At 73.4% G+C, this 25605-nt stretch carries 24 protein-coding genes and 1 pseudogene; 14 read left to right on the forward strand and 11 right to left on the reverse strand.

From position 1 onward, the window contains the following. Positions 1 to 140 precede the first annotated feature (140 nt). Positions 141 to 1187, forward strand: coding sequence for a phosphotransferase family protein (locus tag C5508_RS02575; RefSeq protein WP_104523310.1), 1047 nt, complete (start codon positions 141 to 143; stop codon positions 1185 to 1187). A gap of 64 nt (positions 1188 to 1251) precedes the next feature. Further along, a complete protein-coding gene (locus C5508_RS02580) occupies positions 1252 to 1791 on the forward strand; it encodes a LytR C-terminal domain-containing protein (protein WP_104523312.1) in 540 nt (179 codons plus the stop codon). 6 nt (positions 1792 to 1797) lie between these two features. Here the strand turns inward: C5508_RS02580 and C5508_RS02585 are convergent, their stop codons facing one another. Further along, entirely contained in the window at positions 1798 to 2604 is an 807-nt protein-coding gene (locus tag C5508_RS02585; protein ID WP_104523314.1) for an inositol monophosphatase family protein, read from the reverse strand. Between the two features lie 102 nt (positions 2605 to 2706). Between C5508_RS02585 and ppgK the strand changes: the two genes are divergently transcribed. From ppgK to C5508_RS02610, 5 genes are all read left to right on the forward strand, one after another. Beyond that, positions 2707 to 3450, forward strand: coding sequence for a polyphosphate--glucose phosphotransferase (gene ppgK / locus C5508_RS02590; RefSeq protein ID WP_104523316.1), 744 nt, complete (start codon positions 2707 to 2709; stop codon positions 3448 to 3450). 271 nt (positions 3451 to 3721) lie between these two features. Further along, a complete protein-coding gene (locus C5508_RS02595; RefSeq protein ID WP_104523318.1) occupies positions 3722 to 5044 on the forward strand; it encodes an RNA polymerase sigma factor in 1323 nt (440 codons plus the stop codon). Between the two features lie 429 nt (positions 5045 to 5473). After that, entirely contained in the window at positions 5474 to 5698 is a 225-nt protein-coding gene (locus C5508_RS02600; protein WP_104523400.1) for a DUF7455 domain-containing protein, read from the forward strand. Between the two features lie 142 nt (positions 5699 to 5840). Further along, complete coding sequence (locus C5508_RS02605) at positions 5841 to 8009, forward strand: VanW family protein (protein WP_104523320.1); 2169 nt, start codon at positions 5841 to 5843, stop codon at positions 8007 to 8009. 82 nt (positions 8010 to 8091) lie between these two features. Further along, entirely contained in the window at positions 8092 to 9156 is a 1065-nt protein-coding gene (locus C5508_RS02610) for a YihY/virulence factor BrkB family protein (RefSeq protein ID WP_232796872.1), read from the forward strand. A 132-nt stretch (positions 9157 to 9288) separates the two neighbouring features. On the opposite strand, the gene C5508_RS02615 is transcribed toward C5508_RS02610, so the two are convergent. From C5508_RS02615 to C5508_RS02630, 4 genes are all read right to left on the reverse strand, one after another. Next, complete coding sequence (locus C5508_RS02615; protein WP_104523322.1) at positions 9289 to 9519, reverse strand: DUF3039 domain-containing protein; 231 nt, start codon at positions 9517 to 9519, stop codon at positions 9289 to 9291. A gap of 114 nt (positions 9520 to 9633) precedes the next feature. After that, positions 9634 to 9927 (reverse strand): DUF3099 domain-containing protein, encoded by a 294-nt coding sequence (locus C5508_RS02620; protein ID WP_232796873.1) that lies wholly within the window; start codon positions 9925 to 9927, stop codon positions 9634 to 9636. A 139-nt stretch (positions 9928 to 10066) separates the two neighbouring features. After that, positions 10067 to 10660 carry an HhH-GPD-type base excision DNA repair protein gene (locus tag C5508_RS02625; RefSeq protein ID WP_104523324.1) on the reverse strand — a complete coding sequence of 198 codons (594 nt, stop codon included), beginning with the start codon at positions 10658 to 10660 and terminating at the stop codon, positions 10067 to 10069. A gap of 66 nt (positions 10661 to 10726) precedes the next feature. Further along, positions 10727 to 11392: a mycothiol transferase gene (locus C5508_RS02630; protein WP_104523326.1), complete on the reverse strand. Its 666-nt coding sequence runs from the start codon at positions 11390 to 11392 to the stop codon at positions 10727 to 10729. Between the two features lie 213 nt (positions 11393 to 11605). Between C5508_RS02630 and wrbA the strand changes: the two genes are divergently transcribed. Next, positions 11606 to 12208, forward strand: coding sequence for an NAD(P)H:quinone oxidoreductase (wrbA, locus tag C5508_RS02635; protein WP_198597805.1), 603 nt, complete (start codon positions 11606 to 11608; stop codon positions 12206 to 12208). 65 nt (positions 12209 to 12273) lie between these two features. Further along, positions 12274 to 12705 carry an HAD family hydrolase gene (locus tag C5508_RS02640; RefSeq protein ID WP_104523328.1) on the forward strand — a complete coding sequence of 144 codons (432 nt, stop codon included), beginning with the start codon at positions 12274 to 12276 and terminating at the stop codon, positions 12703 to 12705. Positions 12706 to 12708: 3 nt separating this feature from the next. Here the strand turns inward: C5508_RS02640 and C5508_RS19775 are convergent, their stop codons facing one another. From C5508_RS19775 to C5508_RS02650, 3 genes and pseudogenes are all read right to left on the reverse strand, one after another. Beyond that, the gene (locus C5508_RS19775) at positions 12709 to 12945 is read right to left on the reverse strand and encodes a DUF427 domain-containing protein (protein WP_198597806.1); all 237 of its coding nucleotides are present in this window, start codon (positions 12943 to 12945) and stop codon (positions 12709 to 12711) included. 236 nt (positions 12946 to 13181) lie between these two features. After that, positions 13182 to 13343: pseudogene (locus C5508_RS20645) on the reverse strand (DUF427 domain-containing protein); the annotation flags it as partial. Between the two features lie 469 nt (positions 13344 to 13812). Next, positions 13813 to 14565, reverse strand: coding sequence for a ZIP family metal transporter (locus tag C5508_RS02650; RefSeq protein ID WP_232796875.1), 753 nt, complete (start codon positions 14563 to 14565; stop codon positions 13813 to 13815). A gap of 766 nt (positions 14566 to 15331) precedes the next feature. On the opposite strand from C5508_RS02650, the gene dtd reads away from it, so the two are divergent. Together dtd and sigB are read left to right on the forward strand one after the other, a co-directional pair. Continuing rightward, positions 15332 to 15763: a D-aminoacyl-tRNA deacylase gene (gene dtd / locus C5508_RS02655; RefSeq protein WP_104523330.1), complete on the forward strand. Its 432-nt coding sequence runs from the start codon at positions 15332 to 15334 to the stop codon at positions 15761 to 15763. 272 nt (positions 15764 to 16035) lie between these two features. Beyond that, complete coding sequence (sigB, locus tag C5508_RS02660; protein ID WP_104523332.1) at positions 16036 to 17022, forward strand: RNA polymerase sigma factor SigB; 987 nt, start codon at positions 16036 to 16038, stop codon at positions 17020 to 17022. Between the two features lie 138 nt (positions 17023 to 17160). Here the strand turns inward: sigB and C5508_RS02665 are convergent, their stop codons facing one another. Continuing rightward, positions 17161 to 19827 (reverse strand): bifunctional acetate--CoA ligase family protein/GNAT family N-acetyltransferase, encoded by a 2667-nt coding sequence (locus tag C5508_RS02665; protein WP_232796876.1) that lies wholly within the window; start codon positions 19825 to 19827, stop codon positions 17161 to 17163. Positions 19828 to 19906: 79 nt separating this feature from the next. After that, entirely contained in the window at positions 19907 to 21088 is a 1182-nt protein-coding gene (locus tag C5508_RS02670) for an acetoin utilization protein AcuC (protein ID WP_104523334.1), read from the reverse strand. A gap of 152 nt (positions 21089 to 21240) precedes the next feature. Between C5508_RS02670 and C5508_RS02675 the strand changes: the two genes are divergently transcribed. From C5508_RS02675 to C5508_RS02680, 3 genes are all read left to right on the forward strand, one after another. Continuing rightward, positions 21241 to 21966 (forward strand): metal-dependent transcriptional regulator, encoded by a 726-nt coding sequence (locus C5508_RS02675; protein WP_104523336.1) that lies wholly within the window; start codon positions 21241 to 21243, stop codon positions 21964 to 21966. Positions 21967 to 22140: 174 nt separating this feature from the next. Continuing rightward, positions 22141 to 22287 carry a hypothetical protein gene (locus C5508_RS19365; protein ID WP_157943916.1) on the forward strand — a complete coding sequence of 49 codons (147 nt, stop codon included), beginning with the start codon at positions 22141 to 22143 and terminating at the stop codon, positions 22285 to 22287. Between the two features lie 65 nt (positions 22288 to 22352). Next, the gene (locus C5508_RS02680) at positions 22353 to 24428 is read left to right on the forward strand and encodes a S9 family peptidase (protein WP_104523338.1); all 2076 of its coding nucleotides are present in this window, start codon (positions 22353 to 22355) and stop codon (positions 24426 to 24428) included. Between the two features lie 25 nt (positions 24429 to 24453). Here the strand turns inward: C5508_RS02680 and C5508_RS02685 are convergent, their stop codons facing one another. Beyond that, positions 24454 to 25539, reverse strand: coding sequence for a DUF4192 domain-containing protein (locus C5508_RS02685; RefSeq protein ID WP_104523340.1), 1086 nt, complete (start codon positions 25537 to 25539; stop codon positions 24454 to 24456). Between the last annotated feature and the right edge of the window lie 66 nt (positions 25540 to 25605).

A 25605-nucleotide genomic window follows, 5' to 3' on the forward strand; every position in this document is an offset into this window, starting at 1 on the left:
ACCGCCGCACCTCCTCGCAGAGGACCGGCAGGCCCCCCAACGCCGACAGGGCCCGGTTTGTGCCCGACTCCGGGGAGGAGGCACGTCGGGCCCGTGGACGGGCGGGCGGGCGACGGAGCCGCAGAGGTTACCCTGCCGCCGTGGCGACTTCCCCGGGTGCCGATCCAGCTGTCGTGGGCCCGTACCTGGCCTCCGCGCTGGGGCACGAGAAATGGCGTTCGGTCACCGTCGAGCTCATCGCGGCGGGGATGTCGAACCTCACCTACGTGGTCACGCCGGCGGAGGGGGACCCGGACGACGCGGTGATCCTCCGCCGCCCGCCGACGGGCGCGGTTCTCGCGACGGCGCACGACATGGCCCGCGAGCACCGGGTGATCTCGGCGCTCGGCCCGACGCCGGTGCCCGTGCCGCGCACCCTGCACCTCTGCACGGACACCGCCGTGCTCGGTGCGCCGTTCTACGTGATGGAGCGGGTGGTCGGCGTCCACGTGGTGAGCGAGCTGCCCGCCGGTTACGCCGACGCCCCCGAGCAGCGGCGCGCCATCGGTCAGGCGCTGGTGGACACCCTGGCCGACCTGCACTCCGTGGACCCTGCCGCCGTCGGCCTGGCCGACTTCGGCCGGCCCGAGGGGTTCCTCGCCCGCCAGGTGCGCCGCTGGACCACGCAGTGGGAGGCCACCCGCGACCGCGACCGGCCCGACCTCGACGCACTCGCCGCGCGGTTGGCCGCCACCGTGCCCACGACCTCCCGCGCCGGCATCACCCACGGCGACTACCGCCTGGACAACTGCCTGCTCGACCCGGACGAACCCGGCCGCATCAAGGCGGTCCTCGACTGGGAGATGTCGACGCTCGGCGACCCGCTCACCGACATCGGGATGATGTTCGTCTACTGGCCCGAGGCCGGCGAGCAGCGACCATCGACGCTCAGCCCGGTCACCACGCTGCCCGGCTTCCCCACCCGGCTCGAGGTCGCCGACCGCTACGCCGCGCGCACCGGCACGGACCTCTCGGACCTCAACTGGTACGTGGGTTTCGCCTTCTTCAAGTTCGCCGCGATCATCGCCGGGATCCTCGCCCGGTCGGCCGCCGGGGCGATGGCCGGCAAGGACACCAGCGGCTACGCCGACCGGATCGGCCCGTGCGTCGAGCTGGGACGCGCCGCACTGGAGGACGGTGCGATCTAGGAGCAGGCCACGCCCCTAAGCTCCGGGCGTCAGCCGCCCACCGGGACCTCGTCGAGGAGATGCAGTGACCGAGCGCACCGCCGTCCGCCCCTCGGTGCGCCCGCGGAGCGGTCGCCGGCCGCTGCCGCCGCTGATCTTCCTGCTCGTGCTCGCCCTCGCGGCCGGGGCCGTCTGGTGGACGGTGATCCGCCAGGACCGCGCCCGTGAGGCCGACGAGGCCGCCGCCTGCGCCGAGGCCGAGGAGGCGCCGCCGGGGCTGGATCCCGGCACCGTGTCGGTGCGCATCTACAACGCCACCGACCTGCCCGGCCTGGCCACGAACGTGTCGGAGGAGCTGAAGGCCCGCGGCTTCACCGTCAGCGAGGTGGCCAACGACAGCAGCGAGCGCACGGTCGAGGGGGTGGGCGAGGTGCGGTTCGGTGCCCGGGGCCGCGAGCAGGCCCGGTTCGTGGCCGCCTACCTGCCCGGTGCGGGCGAGCACCAGGACACCCGTGCGACCGCGGAGGTCGACCTGGTGCTCGGGCCGGAGTTCACGGCGCTGGCCTCCGCCGAGGAGGTCGCCGCCGCGGTCGAGGAAGGCGCCGACGCCCCGCTCGGCTGCTGACCCCGGTCAGGGGTGCAGCTCGGCCAGCAGGTCGAGGAACGGCTCGGCCACCGACGGCGCGACCGCGACCACCATCGGCTCACCCACCGGGGCTCCGCGCAGACCGCTCACCACCGCACCCGCCTCGGCGGCCACCAGCGCTCCGGCGGCGTGGTCCCAGGGGTGGAGCCCCAGCTCGTAGTAGGCGTCCACGCGTCCGGCCGCCACCGCGCACAGATCCAGCGCCGCGCTGCCGAACCGCCGGATGTCGCGCACCCGCGGCAGCAGCTCGGCGACCACCCGTCCCTGGGCCCGGCGCTGCTCCGCCCGGTAGCCGAACCCGGTGGCCACCAGCGTCTGCTCCAGTGACGCCGGCCGGCCCGTGTGCAGCCGTCGGACGGTGCGCCCCGGGGCGGACAGCCATGCGCCCTCCCCGGCGGAGGCGGTGAAGAGCTCGCCGGTGGCGACGTTGAGCACCGCCCCGGCGCGGACCGACCCGTCCACCTCCGCCGCGACCGAGACGCCGTAGGCGGGCACGTCGTAGAGGAAGTTCACGGTGCCGTCGATCGGGTCGACGATCCAGCGGACGCCGCTGGTGCCGTTCCGGGAGGCACCCTCCTCCCCCAGCACGCCGTCGTCCGGGCGGGCGGTCAGCAGCCGCCGCACGAGCAGCTCCTCGCTGGCGGCGTCGACCGCCGTCACCACGTCCACGGGGCTGGACTTGGTGGCCACGTGCGCTCCGGCGCCGTCCCGGCCGCGGGCGACGAGGTCGGCCGCCTCCCGGGCCGCGGACACGGCCACGTCGAGCAGCTGGGACGACGTGGGGGTGCTCACGCGACGATCCTGCCCAGCCCCGCTCCCCGGCCCGATCGGCGGGGCCCGTCGGTGACCACGCGAGCGGCGGGGCGCCAGAGGGCCTTCCACTAGCCTGTCGCCGTGCAGGGCTTCGGAGTGGACATCGGCGGCAGCGGCATCAAGGGGTGCCTGGTCGACCTGGACGAGGGACGACTCCTCGGCGAACGGGTGCGGATCGAGACACCCCAGCCGTCCCTGCCGGACTCCGTCTACGGAGTGGTCGCCGGCATCGTGGAATCCTTCGGCTGGGGTGGGCAGGTGGGTGTGACCTTCCCCGGGGTGATGAAGGCCGGGGTCGCGCACACGGCCGCCAACGTGGACAAGAGCTGGATCGGCACCGACGTGGACGCCGGTCTGGAGCAGCGCATCCCCGGTGCGGTGCAGACACTCAACGACGCCGACGCCGCCGGCCTGGCCGAGATGCGCTACGGCGCCGGCCGCGGCCGCGGCGGCGTGGTGCTGATGCTCACCTTCGGCACCGGCATCGGCAGCGCCCTGTTCGTCGACGGCCGCCTGGTGCCCAACACCGAGTTCGGTCACATCCAGGTCGACGGCGAGGACGGCGAGCGGCGGGCGTCGGCCGCGGCGCGGGAGCGCGAGGAGCTCAGCTACCCGGCCTGGGCGCTGAGGGTCGACCGCTACCTCGACGTGCTCGAGGCCGGTCTGTGGCCCGACCTGATCATCGTGGGCGGCGGTGTGAGCAAGAAGGCGAGCAAGTGGGTGCCCCTGCTCAGCACGCGCACGCCGGTCGTCCCGGCCGAGCTGCAGAACGACGCCGGGATCGTGGGCGCCGCACTGGCCGCCGTGGAGCGACTGGCGCCCTGAGCGGCTCCGCGTGACCCCACCGGGTCGGCCCCGCCCGCCCCGTCGGAGCGAGGGTCCTGGATCCGGGGCGATGGTTTCACCGAGGAACGCCGTTACAATGGTGAAGCCCCAGCCCGTAGCCCTTCGAGCCGGGAGGGATCCCCTGCTCCCGTCGCGGTCAAACTCCGCATGGGTTCGCCGGGTCCTCCCCCGCCCGGGGCACTGGCCGGAGCCGCTGCCCGCGGACCACACGGTCCCCCGGGGAACGAACCCAGTACGGGAAGGAACCTGAGTGCCCGCCGACCAGCCAGCACCGGAAGCAGCCGCCGCGAGCACCAGCCCGCGCGCCAGGACGGCCGCCACCGGTACCCGCGCCAAGAAGGCGGCCGCCGAGCCGGCTTCCGCTCGGAAGAAGGCCCCGGCCAAGAGCCGCACCAAGCCGGCCATCACCCCGTCCCCGGGCGCCGGTGAGGGCACCGTGCTGACCGCCGTCGCGAGCGACGGTTCCGCCGTCGCCGTCGTGGACGCCGGCACCGAGGGCCTCAAGCTGGACGAGGCCGTCGTCTCGGGCGCCGACGGCCCGGAGGCCGAGGCCCCCGCCGCTGCCGCCGAGGGCGAGTCCGGCGACTTCGAGTGGGACGAGGAGGAGGAGTCCGAGGCGCTGCGCCAGGCGCGCAAGGACGCCGAGCTCACCGCGTCGGCCGACTCCGTCCGCGCCTACCTCAAGCAGATCGGCAAGGTCGCGCTGCTCAACGCCGAGGAGGAGGTCGACCTCGCCAAGCGGATCGAGGCCGGTCTCTACGGCTCCGAGCGGCTGCGCCAGGTCGAGGAGGAGGGCACCAAGCTCTCCCCGCAGATGCGCCGCGACCTCAACTGGATCGTCCGCGACGGCGAGCGCGCCAAGAACCACCTGCTGGAGGCCAACCTCCGCCTCGTGGTCTCCCTGGCGAAGCGCTACACCGGCCGCGGCATGGCGTTCCTGGACCTGATCCAGGAGGGCAACCTCGGTCTGATCCGCGCGGTCGAGAAGTTCGACTACACCAAGGGCTACAAGTTCTCGACCTACGCGACGTGGTGGATCCGCCAGGCCATCACCCGCGCCATGGCCGACCAGGCCCGCACCATCCGCATCCCGGTGCACATGGTCGAGGTCATCAACAAGCTCGGCCGCATACAGCGCGAGCTGCTCCAGGACCTGGGCCGCGAGCCCACTCCGGAGGAGCTGGCCAAGGAGATGGACATCACCCCGGACAAGGTGCTGGAGATCCAGCAGTACGCCCGGGAGCCCATCAGCCTCGACCAGACCATCGGCGACGAGGGCGACAGCCAGCTCGGCGACTTCATCGAGGACTCCGAAGCCGTCGTGGCGGTCGACGCGGTGAGCTTCACGCTGATGCAGGACCAGCTCACCAGCGTGCTGCAGACCCTCTCGGAGCGGGAGGCCGGCGTCGTCCGGTTGCGGTTCGGCCTCACCGACGGCCAGCCGCGCACGCTCGACGAGATCGGGCAGGTCTACGGCGTGACGCGTGAGCGGATCCGCCAGATCGAGTCCAAGACGATGTCGAAGCTGCGTCACCCCAGCCGATCCCAGGTCCTGCGCGACTACCTCGACTGACGAAGGGCCCCTCTCCAGGGGCCGTTCCAGCACGTCACGGATGGCCGGTGACCCTTGCGGGGGCACCGGCCGTCGTCGTCCCGCGCCGGCCGTCCCTCGAACGGGGCAGCACATGGTGTCGGTTGGGTGACGAGCGGTGTAGTCCGACACCTGTCGGGTAGACGGCGTAGCGTGGGAGGAGCAAGACAGCAGGTGACCACCGGTCGTCCCGGTCTCCCACACGAGGCTCCGGCGACGACCAGCACGTGCACCATCAGCAAGACCCAGTGACGTCCCCTGCTGGACCCGACCGGTGCCCCGTCGGTCACGGACTCATCTCTTTCGGCGAGTCCGCGACCTTCACATCCGCAACGGGAACACGAGGGGCCATCCTGGCGCTGTGCAGGAGGCCGATCCGCAGCCGCGGGTCCGTGCGGTAGAGAGCGAGTGATGACCCAGATGACCCAGACGCTGACGACGACCCCCGCCGCCGACGACCTGGTCGTGCCCTTCCACTGCGACCGTTGTGGCGCCCTGGCCAAGGTCCGTGTCGTGCTCGCCAGCGGTAGCGACCTCGTGTTCTGCGGGCACCACGCCCGTGAGTACGAGAGCAAGCTCCGTGACATTGCTGTCGACATCATCGACACAGACGGCGAGCAGCACCTGACCGCGTAACCGAGGCGCTATCGTCGCGCCCGCGATGACCGCCTCACCTGACGACGCCGCCGCGTCCGATCTCCCGCCTCGTGCGGACGTCGGGCCGGCGGCTCCGTCGTCTCCGGGAACCCCCGGTACGCGGCGACCGGAGGAAGCCCCCATGTCCCAGCAGTACCCGGCATCGGACGAGACCGTCCGCATGCCCGCCGACGGCGGCGGCCAGCGGTCCGCGCCGGCCGTGCCCGCACAGGCCTTCGGCGAGCAGCACGACGACACCCGGCCCGTCAGCAGGGACTGGCAGAGCGGCGCGCCCGAGCCGGGCCCGGCTCCGGCGGCCGAGCCGGCCCCCGCGCCCGCCCCCGCCGGTGCCGGTGCCGGTGCCGGTGCCGGTGCCGGGACGGTCGAGAGCGGCGAGACCCAGCGGATCGACCTGGGCGACGACGAGCTCGCCGCGCGGACCGCCGTCGTCCCACTGCTCCAGGAGCCCGACCCTTCCTCCGCCGATGACGGGGTCGCCGCCGCGGCGGCTCCTGCGGGCCCCCAGGGCCCCTGGTGGCGCCGCCGGGCCGTCCTGGTGCCCGCCGGCGCGGTGGCCGTCCTGGCGGCCGCCTACGGAGTCGACCTCGCCGTCGCCTCCGGCGACATCCCACGCTCCACCGTCGTGGCCGGCGTGGACATCGGGGGCCTCTCCCCCGCCGCCGCGGCCGACACCCTGGAGCAGCGGCTGGCCGAGCGCGTCGCCGCCGAGCACCAGGTGCGGGCCGACGACGTCAGCGTGCCCTTCGCCCCGGTTACCGCCGGCATCGCACTCGACGTCGACGCGACCGTGGACGCGGCCGACGACCAGCCGCTCAACCCGTGGACCCGCCTGACCAGCTTCTTCACCGAGCGCCGGATCGACGCCATCCTCACCGGTGAGGACACCGCCCTCGCCGCCCAGATGGACACCCTCGGCGAGCAGGTCGACCGCGCCCCGGTCGACGCCACCATCGCCATCGAGGGCAGCACCGCCTCGGTCGTCCCGCCCCAGGACGGCCGGACCCTGGACCGCGACGGCGCCGCCGAGGCGATCCTCGGGGCCCTCGCCACCGGCCAGGACCCCTCCACGCCCATCGACCTCCCCGTCGACGTCCAGGGCGTCTCCGTCGACGAGGCCGAGGCCCAGCGCGTGCTCGACGAGACGGTCACCCCCGCACTCTCGGCTCCGGTGGCCATCGTGAGCCAGGACGGCGCCGTCTCGGCCGAGGTGCCGGTCAGCGCGATCGCGGCCTCCCTCACCTTCACGCCGGGCGAGGACGGCACGCTGGCCGTCGCCATCGACCCGGCGACGTTGCAGGGCGCCCTGGGCGACGTGCTGGGCCGCTTCGGCACGCCCGCCAAGGACGCCGGTTTCGAGGTCTCCGGCGGCGCGGTGTCCGTCGTCCCCTCGGTCGACGGCACGGGCATCGACCCGGCGAACCTCGCCCAGCAGCTCCTGCCGGTGCTCACCGCCGACGCGCCCCGCACCGTCACCGCCGAGCTGGGCCCGATCCCGGCGGACCTGACCACCGAGGAGGCCCAGGCGCTGGGCATCAAGGAGCAGGTCAGCACCTTCACCACGCGGATCAGCAACCCGGTGAGCGGCACCAACATCCGGGTGGCGGCCGCCGAGGTCGACGGCGCACTGATCAAGCCCGGCGAGACCTTCAGCCTGAACGACTACACCGGCCCCCGCGGGACCGCGCAGGGCTACGTCGAGGCCACGGTCATCAGCGGCGGCCAGCTGTCCAAGGCGGTGGGCGGCGGCGTGAGCCAGTTCGCCACCACGATGTTCAACGCCGTCTTCTTCGCCGGCCTCGAGGACGTCTACCACAAGCCGCACAGCTTCTACATCGACCGCTACCCCGCCGGCCGCGAGGCCACGGTCTACGAGGGCCTGATCGACCTGCAGTGGCGCAACGACAGCGACACCGGCATCTACGTCGACACCGCCTGGACGCCGAGCAGCCTCACCGTGACCTTCTACGGCACCAAGCGCTACGAGATCCAGGCCATCGAGGGTCCGCGGACCAACTACCGGGAGCCCGCGGTGCTGGAGAAGCCGGCCGGCGACAACTGCATCCCGCAGTCGGGCGTCCGCGGCTTCGACGTCACCGTGACCCGGGTGTTCCGCGACCTGGGCACCGGCTCGGAGATCAGGCGCGAGGACTTCCGGACCCGGTACGCCGCCGAGGCGGTCCTCCGGTGCGTCGAGCAGCCGGCTCCCCCGGCGCCCGCTCCGGACGGCACCACGCCGCCCGCCCAGCCCTCCGCCGGTGGCCGTCGTGCCAGCCGTCCCCGGAGCGCCTGAGCGGGCCGTGCCCCTCCGGCGCCCGACCCACGCCGATGAGCACCGCGTCGGTGTCCGCCGCGACGACGTGCACACTGTCGACGTGAGCGCCCTCCTGCCCAGCGGCCCGGCCGCCGCGGTCGGGACGGACCCCGCGACGGCACCGGACGACGAGGAGCCCGCCGGGGCCACCCGCGCCGGGCCCCCGGCACCGTCCCGGATGGAGCGCCTGCCGGCCGTCGTCCGCATCCCGCTCCAGTTGCTCGGCCGCGCCGTCGCCAAGGCCTGGCAGGACCGCATCCTCGGGCTGTCGGCCGAGGCGGCCTTCTGGCAGATCCTGTCGGTCCCGCCGCTGCTCATCGGGCTGCTCGGCTCGCTGGGCTACCTGGGCGACGTCATCGGTGGTGACGCCGTCCGGCAGATCGAGGACCGCCTGCTGGACGCGTCCTCCGAGGCGCTGACCCCCGGCGTGGTCGACTCGCTGGTCGCGCCCACCCTCGCCGACATCCTCGGGTCCGGTCGGCTGGACGTCGTCAGCGTGGGCTTCCTGCTGTCCCTGTGGGCGGGTTCGTCCGCCACCGCCACGTTCATGAACACGATCGTCATCGCCTACGACCAGCGCGACGTGCGTGGGCCCATCCGCACCCGCCTCAAGGCGCTGTGGCTGTTCATCGTCGGCATGGTGATGGCGGTGCTCACCCTGCCCCTGCTGGTGCTGGGTCGCGACGTGCTCGTCGCACTCCCGCCACCGGAATGGCGCGCGACCACCGGGATGCTCATCGACGCCGTCTACTGGCCAGTGGTCCTGGTGGGGCTCCTGCTGGCGTTGACCAGCTTCTTCCACGTCGTGCTGCCGCACCGGCTGCCCTGGCGCCGCCACCTGCCCGGCGCGTTCCTCAGCCTGGGCTTCTTCCTCGTGGCGGCCATGCTGCTGCGCGCCTACATCGGCGACATCCTGACCACGGCGCTGCCCTACGGCGCGCTCGCGGCCCCCATCGGCGCGCTGCTGTTCTGCTTCTTCTTCGGCATGGCCGTGCTCCTCGGCGCGGAGCTCAACACGACCATCCAGGCGCGGTGGCCCGCCCCGCTGCGCCGGCACGACCGCCGGCGGCGGGCGCGGCGGGCGGCGAAGCTCGAGGAAGAAGCCAAGCGCCTCGGCCTGCTATGACGATGACATTGCGCCCCTCCGGAGCGCACCGCGGCCATGTGCCGTACCCCAGCACCGCTGAGCCGCTGCCCATGTCCCGGTCGGGAGCCCTCCGGGCCCCGCAACCGGTCCACCATCAGCCCAACGCAGGCATCAGTCCTTTTTCAGCTGGTTGTAGACCTCCTTGCAGGCCGGGCACACCGGGCTGCCGGGCTTGGGGCTCTTCGTCACCGGGAAGACCTCGCCGCAGAGGGCCTCGACCATGGTGCCCATGACGGCGCTCTCGGCGATCTTGTTCTTCCGGACGTAGTGGAAGACCTCGTTGGCGTTGCCGGTGTCCGCGTCGCGGACGTCCGGGCGCTCGAGGATGTCGCTGCTGCTCATACGGGCTCCCTGCTCGACGGTCGTGTCGTGCGGGCCGCGACGTCCGCCGCGCTCCTCCCGCACCCGGCCCCCATGATGACAGGGCGCGGCGCGGGGCCGAACGGCTCCCGGGCGTCAGACGTCGATGATCCGGGACGACCGCGTGGGGTTGTCCAGGACGCGATCCGGCCGCGGCGTGTAGCCCCGCATCTGCGTCTTCTTCTTCGGCGGCCGGTCGTTGGCCATCATGACGGCGACCCACGGCAGGACCGTCCCCAGGATCACGAAGATGATCATCAGCCAGACGACCTTGTAGAACACGGCGGCCAGGATCAGGGCCACCGTGCGCGTGGCCATCGTGATCGCGTAGCGCCGCTTCCGGGCCGCGTGCTGCTCGGCCGGGCTCAGCTCGACTTCGGTGATGAGCACCGGCTCCGACCTGCGCGACCGCGGGGACTGCTGGCTCGAGGCCACGGGCACCTTCCCTCCGCCGGCCGGGTCGCTCTGCGGCGCTCCCGGACCACCCCCATGGTGCCACCGGATCGGCGACCGGCGGCGGCCGCCCGGATCAGCCGTTCGCGGCCTGGCGAGCCGCCTTGGCGGCCTGCTTCTGGTCCTGCTTGAAGGCCCGCACCTCGACGAGCGACTGCGGACCGGTGATGTCGGCGACGGAGCGGCGCGACCCCTCGGCGCCATAGTCCCCGGCCGCCTCCCGCCAGCCCACCGGCGTCACCCCGTACTGCTTGCCGAGCAGTGCCAGGAAGATCTTCGACTTCTGCGCACCGAACCCGGGCAGGCCGTTGAGCCGCTTCAGCAGCGTGGCACCCGTGGGGTCGTCGGCCCACAGCCCGGGCACCTCGCCGCCGTACTGTTCGACGAGCGCTCGGCACACCTGCTGCGTGCGCCCGGCCATGGAGCCCGGATAGCGGTGCAGGGCGGGCGGCCCTTGGAAGACGCGGACCAGGTCCTCGGGATCCATGGCGGCGATCCGCTCCGCCGACAGCGTGTCCACGCCGAGGCGGTCGGCGAGCAGCCGCGGGGCCCCGAAGGCCCGCTCCATGGGGAACTGCTGGTCCAGCAGCATCCCGATCAGCAGCGCCAGCGGGTCACGGCCGAGCAGCTCGTCGGCGGCGTCGTCCTGGGCGATGCGGAGCGTCGGCACACGGAGATGGTGCCGTAGGGCGATCCCGGCGCAATCACCCGCCAGCAGGGCGTCTTCCGACGGGCATCAGGCAGCCCGGCGTACGCGCACCTGCTCCCGAAGGATGCCGGCCTGGCCGCAGTGCTGGGCGATTGCGTGAAGCATCTGCAGATACAGCGCCCGGACCGGGCGCTCACTCCCGGCCGGCGACGACGTCCTCGAGGTCCCGAGCCGCGGTGGCCTCCCACACCTCGCACGGCGTTTCCGGTATGCCCGCTGCACCGCGACGATGGTGTCCTCGCGACGCAGCTGGAACGAGCGGTCCGGCGTCGACGGAAAGCCGATCTGTCGGCTCGACCGACCGGTCAGCGCTTGATCGCACAAGACGCCCTCGACACATGTGATGTGCTCGAGCAGGCCGAGCAACGTCGTCCTCGACGGGACCAGACGCAGCCGGGCCTCATCCTCGGTGAGGAAGCTGTCGCGGTGCACGATGTCGTCGTCCACGACACAGGTGACCGTCTGCAGACCGGTGTGCGGATGGGGCGGCACCTGCATGCCAGGTCGGCCGCTGACGTCCTCGGGCCCGAAGTGGTCGACAAAGCACCAGCGGCCCGCCATCCGGCGCTGCCGCTGCGGCAGCAGCCGGCGGACGGTGGTGTACCACCCCAGCGGCACGTGGCGCCCGGGCAGGAGCACGCTCTCCGGTTCGAGCGCGGCCGCGACCCTCCCGCCGTACCGCTGACCTTCCATCGAGACCCCTCCCCCTGGGTTCCCTGACGTTGCGTCGTGCGGCTCGACCGCGGTGGCGGCGACCACCGCCGCCGTGGGCGCCCTGCGTGCCGGGCGCCTCTCTTCGGCATGCGCGGCGAGCGGCCTCGCGGTAGCGTCGGCACCGTAGTTGAGTGCTCAACGATACGCCGACTGCGTCCGACCTGTCCGAACCATGCGCTACAGGGGAGAACCGTGCCCAACATCGCCGTCGTCTACTACTCGTCGACCGGGAACGTCCACCAGCTGGCCGCCGCCGTCGCCGACGGTGCCCGTGAGGCGGGCGCCGAGGTGCGCCTCCGGCGGGTGCCGGAGCTGGCCCCCCAGGAGGCCATCGACTCCAACCCGCTCTGGCGGGCGCACGTCGACGCGACCGCCGGTGAGGTCGAGGAGGCCACCCCGGCGGACATGGAGTGGGCCGACGGCTACGCCCTCGGCACGCCGACCCGCTTCGGCACTCCCGCTGCCCAGATGAAGCAGTTCATCGACACCCTCGGCGGGCTGTGGTTCACCGGGAAGCTGGCGAACAAGGGCGCCACCGCGTTCACCAGCGCGCAGAACGTCCACGGCGGCAACGAATCGACGATCCTCACGCTGTTCAACGTCTTCTCGCACTTCGGCGCGATCATCGTCCCGCCCGGCTACACCGACCCGCTCCTGTTCGAGGCCGGCGGCAACCCCTACGGCGTGTCCAACGCCTCCGGCGGCCAGTCGGCGACCGCCAACGAGGCCGAGCTGGCCGCGGCCCGCTACCAGGGACGCCGTCTCGCCGAGGTGACCGCCAAGCTCGTCGCCTGAACCTTGGCCCATTCCCCGGGGCGGGTCCATGGACCCGCCCCGGGGACCGACCGGGTCGGCATCAGATGCGGTGGGCTACCGGGTCCCGGCGACCAGCTCGGCCGCCCCGGGCCGCGGATCTCCGCGCCGTACGCCGCCCCGCGCTGCGCGCCTCCGGGCGGCGCCTGGTCACCCTCACCAACGGCTCCACGGGGGTGTCCGAGCAGCTGTTCACCGCTGCGGGCGTCCGCGACGAGTTCGAGGCGCTGCTGTCGGTGGAGGACGCCGGGGCCTGGAAGCCGGCCCGCGCCGCCTATGACTACGCCGCCCGGGCCTGCGGCACCGACCCGGCCGAGATGTTGCTGGTCGCCGTCCACCCCTGGGACATCGACGGGGCCGCCCGCGCCGGCCTGATCACCGCGTGGATCCACCGCGCCGGCACTCCCTACCCCGAGTGCTTCACGCCATCGTCGCTGCGGGCCACCGGTCTCGACGACCTCGCCGCCCAGCTCGCGTGACCGTCAGGTTCCGACCTGGACCTCGACGTCCTCGCCGTCGAAGGACCGGTAACCCGCCGCAGGCAGGGCCTCCAGCAGCGGCTCCCGGTAGCACCAGGCCGCGTCCTCGTACCGTCGTCCGCCCACGACCACGTGCTCGTAGGTGGCCACGCCCTTGTACGGGCAGACCGTGGTGGTCTCGCTGTCCTCCAGGACGCCGTCGCGCACGTCTGCCTCCGGCGCGTACCAGCGCACCGGCATCCCGGCATCCCGGCATCAGCCACCGCGACCGGGCTGCCCGTCTCGGCGACCACCTCACCGCCGGAGCGGATGACCACATGCCGGGACGAGCGGCGTGCGTCGACCCGGTGGAACGGGTCGCGCGGGTGACCGATCTGCTCGTCGTCCTCGACCAGCCAGGTGTCCAGCTCCTTGAAGGAGAACGAGACCAGCCCGGCGAGAGGCGGGCAGCCCTCCACCGGGTCCGGATAGGACCAGGCGGCGTCCTCCACGTGGCGGCCGTCGACCGACAGATGCCAGTACCTGGCCTCCCCCTTGAACGGGCATGTGGTGCGCGTGTCGCTGGGCTGCAGGACACCCGGGGCCACGTCGGCCTCCGGCAGGTACCAGCGCGGCAGCAGCCCGGTCTCGTGCAGCATGACGGCACCGGTCGTGTCCACGATGGTGCGCCCAGCCAGGACTCCGCGGATGCGCTCCTGCACCGGGTGGAGGTACAGCGCGTGTGCCGGCGCGACCGACCACAGGTCGGCGTTCAGCTGCCCCTGCGCGGTGCGGGCGAGCGGGCCCGGTGCCCAGGGTCAGCGACGTGGCTCGACCATAGGGGCGGGTGGGGGCGTCCGCTCGGTGCCGAGCAGCCGCGCTGACCGGGACATCGGTGACCCGGTCGTGGACCACCTCGACGGCGGCTCGCGTCGCCCAGGTGGCCGCAACCGGGTGGGTCCCGATTCCCCCGGCGAGTCCGCCGTCTCCGCGGCGCACCTCGCCGACGGTCACGCCGGTGCGTCCCCCGGGGGCCCGCACACGGGTCGACTGCGCCGGGTCGTCGCCGCTGGCCGTGGCCGAGGGATCACACCGCCGACCGGTGGCGGCATCGACTCCGGGATCTGATCACCCGCCCACGTAGACCGAGATCGCGGTGAAGACGGCGAACCCGGCGGTGAAGAAGATGGCGCCCAACCGCGATGTCTCTCCCTCGTGGGCCTCGGGGATCATCTCCTCGACCACGACGGTGGCCAGCGCGCCGCCGGTCAGCGCCAGCACCGACAAGGTGACGATCTCCGGGGCGTCGCGCAGCGCGAAGTAGCCGAGGGTGGCGCCGACGAAGATCGGGATGGCGAAGGCGGAGGCCAGCAGCAGCCGGCGGCTGCGGCTCAGGCCGGCGCGGCGCAATGAGGCCACCGCCGCGAACCCCTCGGGCAGGTCGGCCGGCACCTGGCCGGTGGCCAGCAGCAGGCCCAGGGCCGGATTGAGCACGGTGCCGGTGCCGATCATCACCCCGTCGCTGAACAGGTCCAGGCTGACCCCGGAGAAGATGGCCAGCGGTCCGCTCGCCTTCTCGCCCAGATCCAGCCGCGCCTGCACGAAGCCCAGGGTGCGGTCGAGCAGGACGAAGAACGCGCCACCGGCGACGAACGCCACGATCGACACCCACGCCGGCGACCCGGCCAGCGCCTCGGGCATGAGTTCCAGGCCGACGACGGCCAGCACGATCCCGGCGGCCAGGTGCAGGGCCAGGCTCAGCATCCGCTCGGAGACGTCGATGGTCTCCGACAACAGGGCCCCGGCGAAGTTGCCGACCGCTGGCAGCGACGCCAAGCCGAGCACGATGAGGTAATCGCCCACGGCAGGGTCGATGCCCACCCACTGGCAGGGCACACGACCTGATCGGCCGAGCGCACCGCCCGACCGCCTGGGAGCTGCGGCATCGGCGGGACGCCGGCGGTGTGGTCGGGTGATGAACAGGGGTCACCGGCGTGGAGGAGCACCGACCCGGTGGGAGGCGACGCCGTCCGGCCGCCCATTCCCCTGACCCACCCGCACTCGCCCCGCTGCACGTACCGACGTTCGCGACGCACCGGTGGCTCAGCGGGCTGCACCGGCGGGATCGCTGGCCGGCTGCACCATGCCGTGCCTGAGCAGGTGCACGGGGCCAACGAGCAACTGGTCCACGCCCTGGCCGGCGACGGACAGCGTCTGCTCGTCGCGCTCGATGTCGCTGCTACGACTGCTCGCGTTCCCGCCTGTGTGGTGTCGAGAGACATGCCCACTCCGCCTCGACGGGCCGTCCGCACGGTGACGCCGAGCTGAGGGCTCGTCGGACTCACGCCCGGGCGTTCACCTGCTTCGTCGACGCATGTGCTGGTCCGGCAGCATCCCGATCAGCAGCGCGAGCGGGTCGCGGCTGAGCAGCCGCACCGCCCCACCGCCGGAACCCCTCGCGGCGCGGACGGCCCCCGACCACGGGCTGTGGTCGGGGGCCGTAGGAGGTGCGCCGATCAGCGATGGACGTCGATGGTGACCGTCGCGACGGCGGTCACCGGCCCTCCGCCATGCTTTCGAAACGTAGCAGCACTTTTCGAGAAGACCCGCTCGATCCGGCCACTCCACCCAGACGGAGAATGCGCAGGTGCGCGCCGTCGTCAGCCGAGTCAGTGCAGCCGCTGTAACCGTCGACGGCGTCGTCGTGGGGGAGATCGGCGCGGGTCTGCTGTCACTGGTCGGAGTGGGCCGGCAGGACGACGCGGACGCCGCCCGCGCCCTGGCGCGGAAGATCCACGAGCTGCGGATCTTCACCGGGGACGACGGCCAGGTGTCGGCCGCGGACCTCGGACTGCCGGTGCTCGTCGTCAGCCAGTTCACGCTCTACGCCGACACCCGGAAGGGACGGCGCCCCTCGTGGCAGGACGCCGCGCCGGGCGAGACGGCCGAACCACTGGTCGAGGAGGTCGTCGCCGAGCTGCGCCGGCGGGGAGCGACGGTGGCGACGGGTCGGTTCGGGGCCCGCATGAGCGTCTCCTCGGTCAACGAGGGTCCGATGACCCTGCTCCTGGAGGTCTGACCTCGTCGTTCGGGTCCGGGCGAATTGCATGTCTGGGGGCCGTGAGCGCCGGGTACCTCTGGGTGACCGAAGACACTCCCTGTCGGTTCACTGTGAAGGTCGGGTTCCTGGAACACCGGGCCCCCTGGTGACCGTTGTGCAGGGCGTACCACATCGGACAGAGAAGGGCGGGACCGGCCGGCGACCCCGGGCCGAAGCCCGCCGAACGCCTGGATGACCAACCGCCGCCACTGCGGATGCATCCGAATCCAAGGCAAGGACGAAGACCCATCGTGACGCTGCTGCAGTCTTCCCCCACCGACACGCTCGAGGTGCGATCCCCGCGCCGCGAGCCCGACGCGAGTGGTCTGGTCTCCACCGACCTCGTGCGCGTCTACCTGAACACCATCGGCAAGACCGCGCTGCTCACCGCCGAGCAGGAGGTGGAGCTTGCCAAGCGGATCGAGGCGGGTCTGTACGCCGAGCGACTGCTGGGCGAGAAGAAGGACCTCTCCCCCGCCCGCAAGCGCGACTACAAGATCCTGGCCACCGACGGCAAGGCCGCCAAGGCCCATCTGCTCGAGGCCAACCTCCGCCTCGTCGTGTCCGTCGCCAAGCGCTACACCGGCCACGGCATGACGTTCCTGGACCTCATCCAGGAGGGGAACGTCGGCCTGATCCGTGCGGTCGAGAAGTTCGACTACACCAAGGGCTTCAAGTTCTCGACCTATGCGACGTGGTGGATCCGTCAGGCCATCACCCGCGCCATGGCGGACTCGGGCCGGACGATCCGGCTTCCCGTCCACCTGGCCGAGCAGGTCAACAAGGTCGTGCGCACCCGCCGGCGGATGCACCAGGAGCTCGAGCGCGAACCCACCGCCGAGGAGCTGGGTCTCGAGTTGGACATGCCCGAGGCGCGGATCAGCGAACTGCTCGAGTACAGCCGCGACCTGGTCAGCCTCGACCAGACCGTGGGCACCGACGAGGAGTCGCGGCTGGGTGACTTCATCGAGGACGCCGACGCCGCGGTCGCCGAGGACGCGGTCGCCTTCCAGATGATGAAGGGCGACGTCCGGCACGTGCTGGACACGCTGGAGGAGCGGGAGCGCGACGTCGTCATCCTGCGCTTCGGCCTCGACGGCGCGCAGCCGCGGACCCTGGAGCAGATCGGCAAGCAGTTCGGGCTCTCCCGCGAGCGGGTGCGGCAGATCGAGCGCGAGACGATGACCAAGCTGCGCGACCCGCAGCGGGCCGACGCCCTGCGCGACTACCTCGCCTGAGTCGTACCGGCCGAGAGCCCGTCCCCTCCCGGGGGGGCGGGCTCTCGCTGCATTGATGATCAGGTCTCCTGATCATCAGGGATCCTGGCTCAGCACCGGTGGTGAGCCAGGACCCGCCATGGTGAGCCAGGGCGGCGATCAGACGGGGCTGCGCATCCTCCGCGGGCCGGGGTCGACGCGGGCCGTGGGTGGGCCGACGAGCGCCGTGCCGCCCGCGACCACCAGCGAGCGACCCCCGTGCCACGGGTTCGGCGGTCCGACGATCACCGGCTCCAGAGTCAGCCGCAGCACCTCGGGCAGGTCGTCGGCCAGTCGCGCCACCCGGAGCAGCAGGTCCTCGAGCGCGCCGGTGTCGACCGGCTCCGACCCCCGCCAGCCGTCGAGCAGCGGCCAGGCGCGCGGCGCCCGGACCAGCTCGGCGGCGTCGAGGTCGGTGAGCGGCAGCGTCCGGAACGCGCGGTCTCCGAGCAGCTCGGTGGCCACTCCCCCGACGCCGAAGCTCACCAGCGCACCGAACGACGGGTCGTCGACGATCTCCACGACGGTGGCCACGCCCGGCGCCGCCATCTCCTGCACGATCACCGGATCACCGGACGGGATCGCGGCGAACGCGGCCCGCACCGCCTCCGCGTCGACCAGGTCCAGTCGCACACCGCCCAGGTCGGACCGGTGCCGCAGCCACGGCGCGGTCGACTTGAGGACGACCGGGTAGCCGATCTCCTCGGCGGCCGCCACCGCCGCCTCCGCGTCGGTGACCGTGCGGGTCCCGAGCAGCGGCACGCCGTAGGCGGAGAGCAGCTCCAGCAGCTCCGCGTCGGTGAGTTCCCGTCCGACCGCCGTCTCCGCCAGGACGCCGCGCACGATCGCCTGCGCCGCCGCCTCGTCGACGTCGAGCAGCTCCGGCAACTCGCCGACCGGGCGCCGCCGCCAGCGGGCGTACTCGGCCGCCTTGGCCAGGGCGATCACCGCCCGCTCGGGGGTGCTGTAGGACGGCACCGATCCGCGGGCGGGCATGCCGTGCTCATCGGGGACGCTCAGCTCCGGCGGGATGCCCTCGGTGGAGAGGAAGCTGGCCACGATCGGCTTCGAGGAGTTCACCGAGACCTCGCGCAGCGCCGGCCCGTACTCGTGGGAGCCGGCCATGAGCGGCGGGAGGAAGACCGCGACGACCGCGTCCACGCCGTCGTCGTCGACCGCCGCCTGCAGGGCCGCGCGGAACGCCTCGGGCGTGCCCCGCACGCCGATGTCGACCGGCGCCTCCTGGGCCAGCTGCAGCCCCTCCTCCAGGACGGCGTCGGCGACCAGCACCCCGATCGCCGTGGAGTTGCCGACGACGGCGACCCGGTCGCCGGCCGGCAGCGGCTGGTGGGCCAGCAGCGTGCCGACGTCGAACATCTGCGCCACCGTCTCGACGCGGATGACACCGGCGGAGGCGAACAGCGCGGCCACCGACTGCTCGGGGACCGCGACCGACGTGCCGGCCAGGCCGGGCGTGACGCCGACGTGCCGGCCGCTCTTGACCGCGACCACCGGCTTCGTCCGGCCGACCGTGCGGGCCAGCCGGGCGAACTTGCGCGGGTTGCCGAAGCTCTCCAGGTGCAGCAGCACGACCTCGGTGCCCGGATCGGTGGCCCAGTACTGCAGCAGGTCGTTGCCGCTGACGTCGGCGCGGTTGCCGGCCGACACGAACGTGGACAGGCCGATGCCGCGGCTGCGGGCCCGCTCGAGCAGGGCGACGCCGAGCGCGCCGGACTGGGCGAAGAACCCGACCCGGCCGCGCCCGGGCACCATCGGCGCGAGGCTGGCGTTGAGCCGCACCTCGGGATCGGTGTTCACGATGCCCAGGCAGTTCGGGCCCACCACCCGCATGCCCGAGGCCCGGGCCGCGGCGACCAGTGACCGCTCGGCGGCGCGACCCTCCGCACCGGCTTCGCCGAAGCCGCCGGAGACGACGACCAGCCCGCGCACCCGCTTGCGGCGGCAGGCCTCGACCACGAGGGCCACCTCGTCAGCGGGAACGGCGAGGATCGCGAGGTCGACGTCGTCGGGGATGGACTCGATGTCGGCGTAGGCCGGTACCCCCCGCACGTGCCGCGCGCCGGGGTTGACCGGGTAGACCGGCCCGGCGAACCCGTAGTCGAGCAGGTGCCGGAGCAGGGCGTTGCCGATCTTGCCCTCGTCGTTGCTGGCCCCGACGACCGCGACCGACGACGGCGTGAGCAGCCGGGCGATGGAGCGGGACTCACTGCGCTGCTCGCGCTCGTAGGCGACGGCGAGGGCGTCCTCGGTCTGCTCGATGGGAAACGTCAGGTGGACGACGCCGTCCTCGTAGGACCGCTCGGCCTTGTACCCGGCATCGCGGAAGACCCGCACCATCTTGCTGTTCTGGGCCAGCACCTCGGCGGCGAAACGGCGGATGCCCCGCTCACGGGCCGCGGCCGCGAGGTGCTCGAGCAGCACCGAGCCCAGCCCACGGCCCTGGTGGGCGTCCTCGACCAGGAACGCGACCTCGGCGTCGTCGGTGCCGGGGTACCGGTCGTAACGCCCCACGGCGATGATCTGCTCGCCGAGCAGCACCACGAAGGCGACCCGGGTGTCGTGGTCGACGTGGGTGAACCGGTGCAGATCCTTCTCCGACAGCCGCTTCATCGGGCCGAAGAACCGGTAGTAGCGCGTCTGGTCGCTGCTCCGGTCCATCAGCCCGGTCAGCCCCTCGGCGTCGTCGGGGCAGATCGGGCGCAGGTGCACCGTCCCGCCGTCGGCGGCCACGATGTCGGCCTCCCAGTGCGGCGGAGGAATGGGCACGATGTCGTCCTCGGCGGACGGCCCCTGTCCAGGGGCCGGCTGCGAGCCTGCGAGCGGTGGGGGGGAGAGCGGTCCTCTGTCAATCACGGGGATCGTCCGGGTCGAGGCCGAAGTACGGGAAGGCGGCACGGCGGGTGCGCATGACCGCCCGGTCGACGCGGGTCTCGGTGAAGCTGTCCCAGCGGGAGAAGCCGGTGTACCCGCCCTCGGTCATGTGCGTGGGCGGCCGGGTGCGCAGCCCGCGGCGGACGACGTCCTCCCGCCACGACTCCGGGATCTCGGTGGCGGGGTCCAGCGGGGCACCGCTCACCTCGGCGAGCAGGTGGGTCCACGCGCGGGGCACGCAGCGCACGAGGCCGTAGCCACCGCCGCCGAGGGCGATCCACCGGCCGTCGCACAGCTGGTGGGCCAGCTCGTGCATGGCCTTGTAGCTGGCCCGCTGCCCGTCGACGGTGAGCGCGAGGTCGGCGAGCGGGTCCTCGTGGTGGGCGTCGCAGCCGCACTGGGTGACGATGATCTGCGGCTCGAAGGCCTTCAGCACGCTGGGCACCACGGCGGTGAACGCGCGCAACCAGGCGGAGTCGTCGGTGCCGTTGGGCAGGGCCAGGTTGACCGCGCTGCCCAGCGCCTTGTCCGGGTCGCCGGTCTCCTCGGGGTAACCGGTGCCCGGGAACAGGGTCAGGGGCGTCTGGTGGATGCTCACGGTGAGCACCCGCGGGTCCTCGTAGAACGCCGCCTGCACGCCGTCGCCGTGGTGGACGTCGAGGTCGACGTAGGCGATCCGCTCGTACCCCTGGCCCAGCAGCCAGGCGATGGCGATCGCGGCGTCGTTGAAGACGCAGAACCCGGAGGCGTTCCCGCGCATCGCGTGGTGCAGCCCGCCCGAGATGTTCACGGCGTGCTGCGCGGCACCGCTGTGCACCTGCTGGGCGGCGAGCACGCTGCCCCCGGTGATCAGCGCGGCGGCGTCGTACATGCCCTCGAAGACCGGGTTGTCCGCGGTGCCCAGCCCGTGCCCCACCCCGGGGTCGGTGGGCGCCCGGCGGACCGCCTCCAGGTAGGCGGGGTCGTGCACCAGGGCGAGCAGCTCGGTGTCGGCCGGGGTCGGGCTGAGCACGCGCAGCCGGTCGGTGGCGAGGACGCCGAGGCTGTCGGCCAACCGCATGGTCAGGTCCAGGCGAACCGGGTGCAGCGGGTGGTCGCCACCCATCGTGTAGCCCAGCAGCGAGTCGTCCCAGACGACCGTGATCGAGTCGCTCACGGGCCCCCTCCCCTGCCGGCGCCCCGGCGCGCCCGCTCCCGCCGGACGCTACCGGGTCGCTCCGGGCCCCGTCGGTCGCCGGGACCGCTCTCCGGACCGGTGGGCGCGGGGCTGCCGCCCCGTAGACTGTCCGCCGACACGGAGGAGTGCGAGTGAACGACCTCATCGACACCACGGAGATGTACCTCCGGACCATCTTCGAGCTGGAGGAGGAGGGGATCACCCCCCTGCGCGCGCGCATCGCCGAACGCCTCCACCAGAGCGGCCCCACGGTCAGCCAGACGGTCGCCCGCATGGAGCGCGACGGCCTGCTCACCGTGGAGGGCGACCGGCACCTGCAGCTCTCCGAGGAGGGCCGGCAGGTGGCCACCGCCGTCATGCGCAAGCACCGCCTGGCCGAGTGCCTGCTCGTCGACGTCATCGGTCTGGACTACGCCGACGTGCACGAGGAGGCCTGCCGCTGGGAGCACGTGATGAGCGAGGCGGTCGAGCGCCGCCTGCTGTCGCTGCTGGGCAACCCCACGGTGTCCCCCTTCGGCAACCCGATCCCCGGCCTCGAGGCGCTGCGCGGTGAGGAGCCGCTGGGCGGCGGGACGTCGGCCGTCCTGGAGTCCCTCACGCTGCTGTCGACGACGGCGAGCGCCGAGGGCCGCCCGATCGTGGTCCGGCGGATCAGCGAGCAGCTGCAGGAGAACGCCGAGCTGCTGCGCGCCCTGGCCGACCACGGCGTGCGCCCGGGCGTGACGATGACCGCCCAGCTGGTGGAGGGCTCGGTCAGCCTGGACGGCTACGTGCTGCCGATGGGCGTGGCCCAGCACATGTTCGTGAGCGCGGTCGACGAGGAGCTGACCCCGCTCGAGGCCGCTCCCCGGCTCTGACGGTGGGCGGGGGCCGGATGACGAGACGGTTCCGCAGCCCCGCGCCGGCGTCGTCCTCACCGCGGAGCTGCGGCTCCGACCGGGCGGCCGGTTGCGCTCGGCGCTCCGGGTGGCGGGTGCCTTTCTGAGCGAGGCCCTGGGGCAGCTGCTGCCGGGGCCCTCGGTGCCGACGTCGTGGTGGTCCGCCGGGACGACGGCAGCGAGGTGCTCCGCGTCCCGGCCGGTGAGCCGATGATCGCCGGGGACCTCCTGGCGTCGGTGCGCGCCGAGCTGGACCGGCTGACCGTCGAGGAGTTCCTGGCGGCCTGGCGGGACCGCTGACCGGCGGCTCCCCCAGTGCCTCATTACGGTGGGCCCGTCCCGCTCCCCCGTGAGAGAAGGCCCCGGTGACCTCGTCCGCGCCCGCATCCGCCGACCCGTCCCCGGAGCCGGCGCCCAGCCCGTTCCACCGGCTGGCCGACTTCGTCGCGATCCCCCGGATCGGTGCGCTGGCGCTCTCGCCGGAGGGCCGGCTGGCGGTCTCGCTGGTCACCTTGGACCGCGAGGGCAAGAAGTGGCAGTCCGCCCTGTGGGAGCTGGACGCCGGCGGGCAGCGCCCCGCGCGCCGGCTGACCCGCAGCGCACCGGGCGAGTCCGCGCCCACGTGGGCTCCGGACGGCTCGCTGCTGTTCACCTCCGCCCGGCCCGACCCCGGCGCCGCGCCCTCGGACGAGCCGAAGCCGGCCCTGTGGCGGCTCCCCGCCGACGGCGGTGAGGCCCGTCCGGTGATCGCCCGGCCGGGCGGGATCGGGGCGTTCGCCGTGGCCGCCGACAGCGGCGACGTCGTCGTCGTGTCCTCGACCCTGCCCGGCGGCTCGGAGCCCGGCGACGACGAGGAGCGGCGCAAGGCCCGGGCGGACGCCGGCGTGACCGCGATCCTGCACGAGGCCTATCCGGTCCGGTACTGGGACTCCGATCTGGGACCGGCGGTGCCGCACGTGTTCTGGGCCGGCCGGCTCACGGCCGACGAGGACCCCATCGCCCCGGCGGTGGTCGAGCTGCGCGACCTGACGCCGGATGCGCTGCCGCCGAACGGCGCCGGCGACGAGGTCGCCCTCTCCCCCGACGGGGGCCTGCTGGCCCGGACCGACGACGTGCCCGACGGGCCGGCCGGACGGCGCACCCGCCTGGTGCTCACCGACACCGCGACCGGCGAGACCCGGGTGCTGGTCGACGATCCGCTGGCCGACGTCTACGGGGCGGCGTTCTCCCCCGCCGGCGACCGGCTGGTGTGCGTTCGGGAGTCGATGTCGACCTACGCCGACCCGCCGGACTACACGCTGCTGCTCGTCGACGTGGCCGACGGCGCCGCGCGTGAGCTCACCCCGGACTTCGACCGCTGGCCCAGCGCTCCGCAGTTCGCGGCCGACGGCACCGCGGTCTACTTCCTGGCCGACGAGCAGGGCCGGCACGCGGTGTTCCGGGTGCCGCTGGACGGCGGGGAGCCGGTGCGGCTGACCGGCGACGGCGCCTACAGCCACCTCCAGGTGGCCCGCGACGGCAGCGCCCTGTTCGCGCTGCGCTCGGCCTACGACTCGCCACCGGTGCCGGTCCGCCTGGACCCGAAGGCGCCGGTGCAGGACCCGTCCCCGCTGCCCAGCCCGGCGACGGTCGAACACCTGCCCGGCACCCTGCAGGAGTTCACGACGACGGCGGCCGACGGCGCGCAGGTGCAGTCCTGGCTGGTGCTGCCCGAGGGGGCGTCTGCCGAGAACCCGGCGCCGCTGGTGCTCTGGGTCCACGGCGGTCCGCTGATGAGCTGGAACTCGTGGTCGTGGCGCTGGTGCCCCTGGGTCCTCGCGGCGCGCGGCTACGCGGTGCTGCTGCCCAACCCGGCGCTGTCGCAGGGGTTCGGCCTGGACTTCGTGCGCCGGGGCTGGGGCGAGTGGGGGGAGGCGCCCTACACCGACCTCATGGCGGCCGTGGACGCGGCGGAGCAGCGCCCGGAGATCGACCGGACGCGGACCGCGGCCATGGGTGGCTCGTTCGGCGGCTACATGGCGAACTGGATCGCCACGCAGACCGACCGCTTCAAGGCCATCGTCAGCCACGCCAGCCTCTGGAACCTGGAGGGCTTCCTCGGCACCACGGACGCCGCCTACTACTGGGAGAAGGAGTGGGGCGACCCGCTGACCGACCCCAAGCGCTACGACCGGAACTCGCCGCACCGGTTCGCCGACGCCATCCGCACGCCGATGCTGGTGATCCACGGCGACAAGGACTACCGCGTGCCGATCGGCGAGGGCCTGGCGCTCTGGTACGCCCTGCAGAAGCGCGGCGTCCCGTCGAAGTTCCTCTACTTCCCCGACGAGAACCACTGGGTGCTGACGCCGGGGAACAGCCAGATCTGGTACGAGGCGGTGCTGGCGTTCCTCGCCGAGCACGTGCTGGACGAGGAGTGGCACCGCCCCGCACTGCTCTGAGGCGGCAGCGGTCGGCCGGCCGTGGTCAGCCACCGTCGACGGCCCGCTCCACCAGGTCCCGGAGGTCACCCGGCGTCACGCAGGCGTCCAGGCCCTGGCGGAGCAGCTGGGCCAGGGAGAGCTCGGGATCGCTGTCCAGCGCGCGCTCCAGCGCCACATTGGCCATGGCGCCGTCACCGCGCAGCCACACGCTGACGGCGAGCAGGGTGGCCGGCGCGGCGTCCAGCGGGGCGGGAGCCCGCCGGGTGCACTCGGTCCACAGCGCCTCGGCGGCCGCGGCGTCGTCCCCGAGGGCGAGGGCCAGCGCCCGATCGCGCACCCGGACGTCGCGCACCGCCCAGGCCAGGCGCGCCAGCTCGACGTCGCCGAGCAGCTCCGACCGGCCACCCGGCCGGGAGCGGGCCACGGCCGCGAGGACATCCGACCACCCCTCCTCTCGCAGCGCCGCCCATCCGTCCACCCGGGCGCGGGCCGCCCGCTCCGACGCCACCCGGAGGCAGGCCGCCCGCATGTCCTCGGCCGTGCCCGGCGGCGGGTCCAGCCGGGCCGCCAGCGCCGAGCGGTCGGGGGCGAGCACCTGCCCGGTGGTGACCGCGGCCGCGGCCAGCGCGCTCACCCCGCCGGGCACCGGGGTCCCGGCCCCGGGACGGCAGCAGGCGTACGGGCAGTCGTAGGACCACCAGCGCCCGCGGCGCACCAGCAGCACGTCGCGGACCGCGACGTCGGCCGCGGCCAGCGCCACGACGAGGGCGTGCACGACCGGCCGGTGCGGCAGCGCGGCGTCGGGAGAGCCCTCGTCGTCGTCCACGTCCCACGGGTCGACGCGGTCGGGTTCCTCGGAGACGACGACGACCAGCGCGGCGTCGGGCCGGTCCGTGCGCAGGCTCCGGGTCAGCACCGCGGCCGCCGCCGCGGCCTCGTGCGCAGGGGGCAGGTCCGCCCGCACCGTCAGACCGACCCGGCTCCCGGTCGGACCCCCGAGCCCGATCAGCACGACCGACCCCTGGGGGTGGAAGCCCAGCAGGTGCGGCAGGGCCGCGGCGATCTCACCGGGGTCGGAGAGCCGGACCTCGGGTCGGTCGGCGGTCGGGGGCGCGGTCGGCATGTCCATGCGCCGACCCTGTGGCACGCGAACCCCGGGCAACCAGGGACCGGGGCGGACTGTGGACGCCGGCCC

The organism is Blastococcus atacamensis, assembly GCF_002938425.1.
Lineage (GTDB): Bacteria > Actinomycetota > Actinomycetes > Mycobacteriales > Geodermatophilaceae > Blastococcus > Blastococcus atacamensis.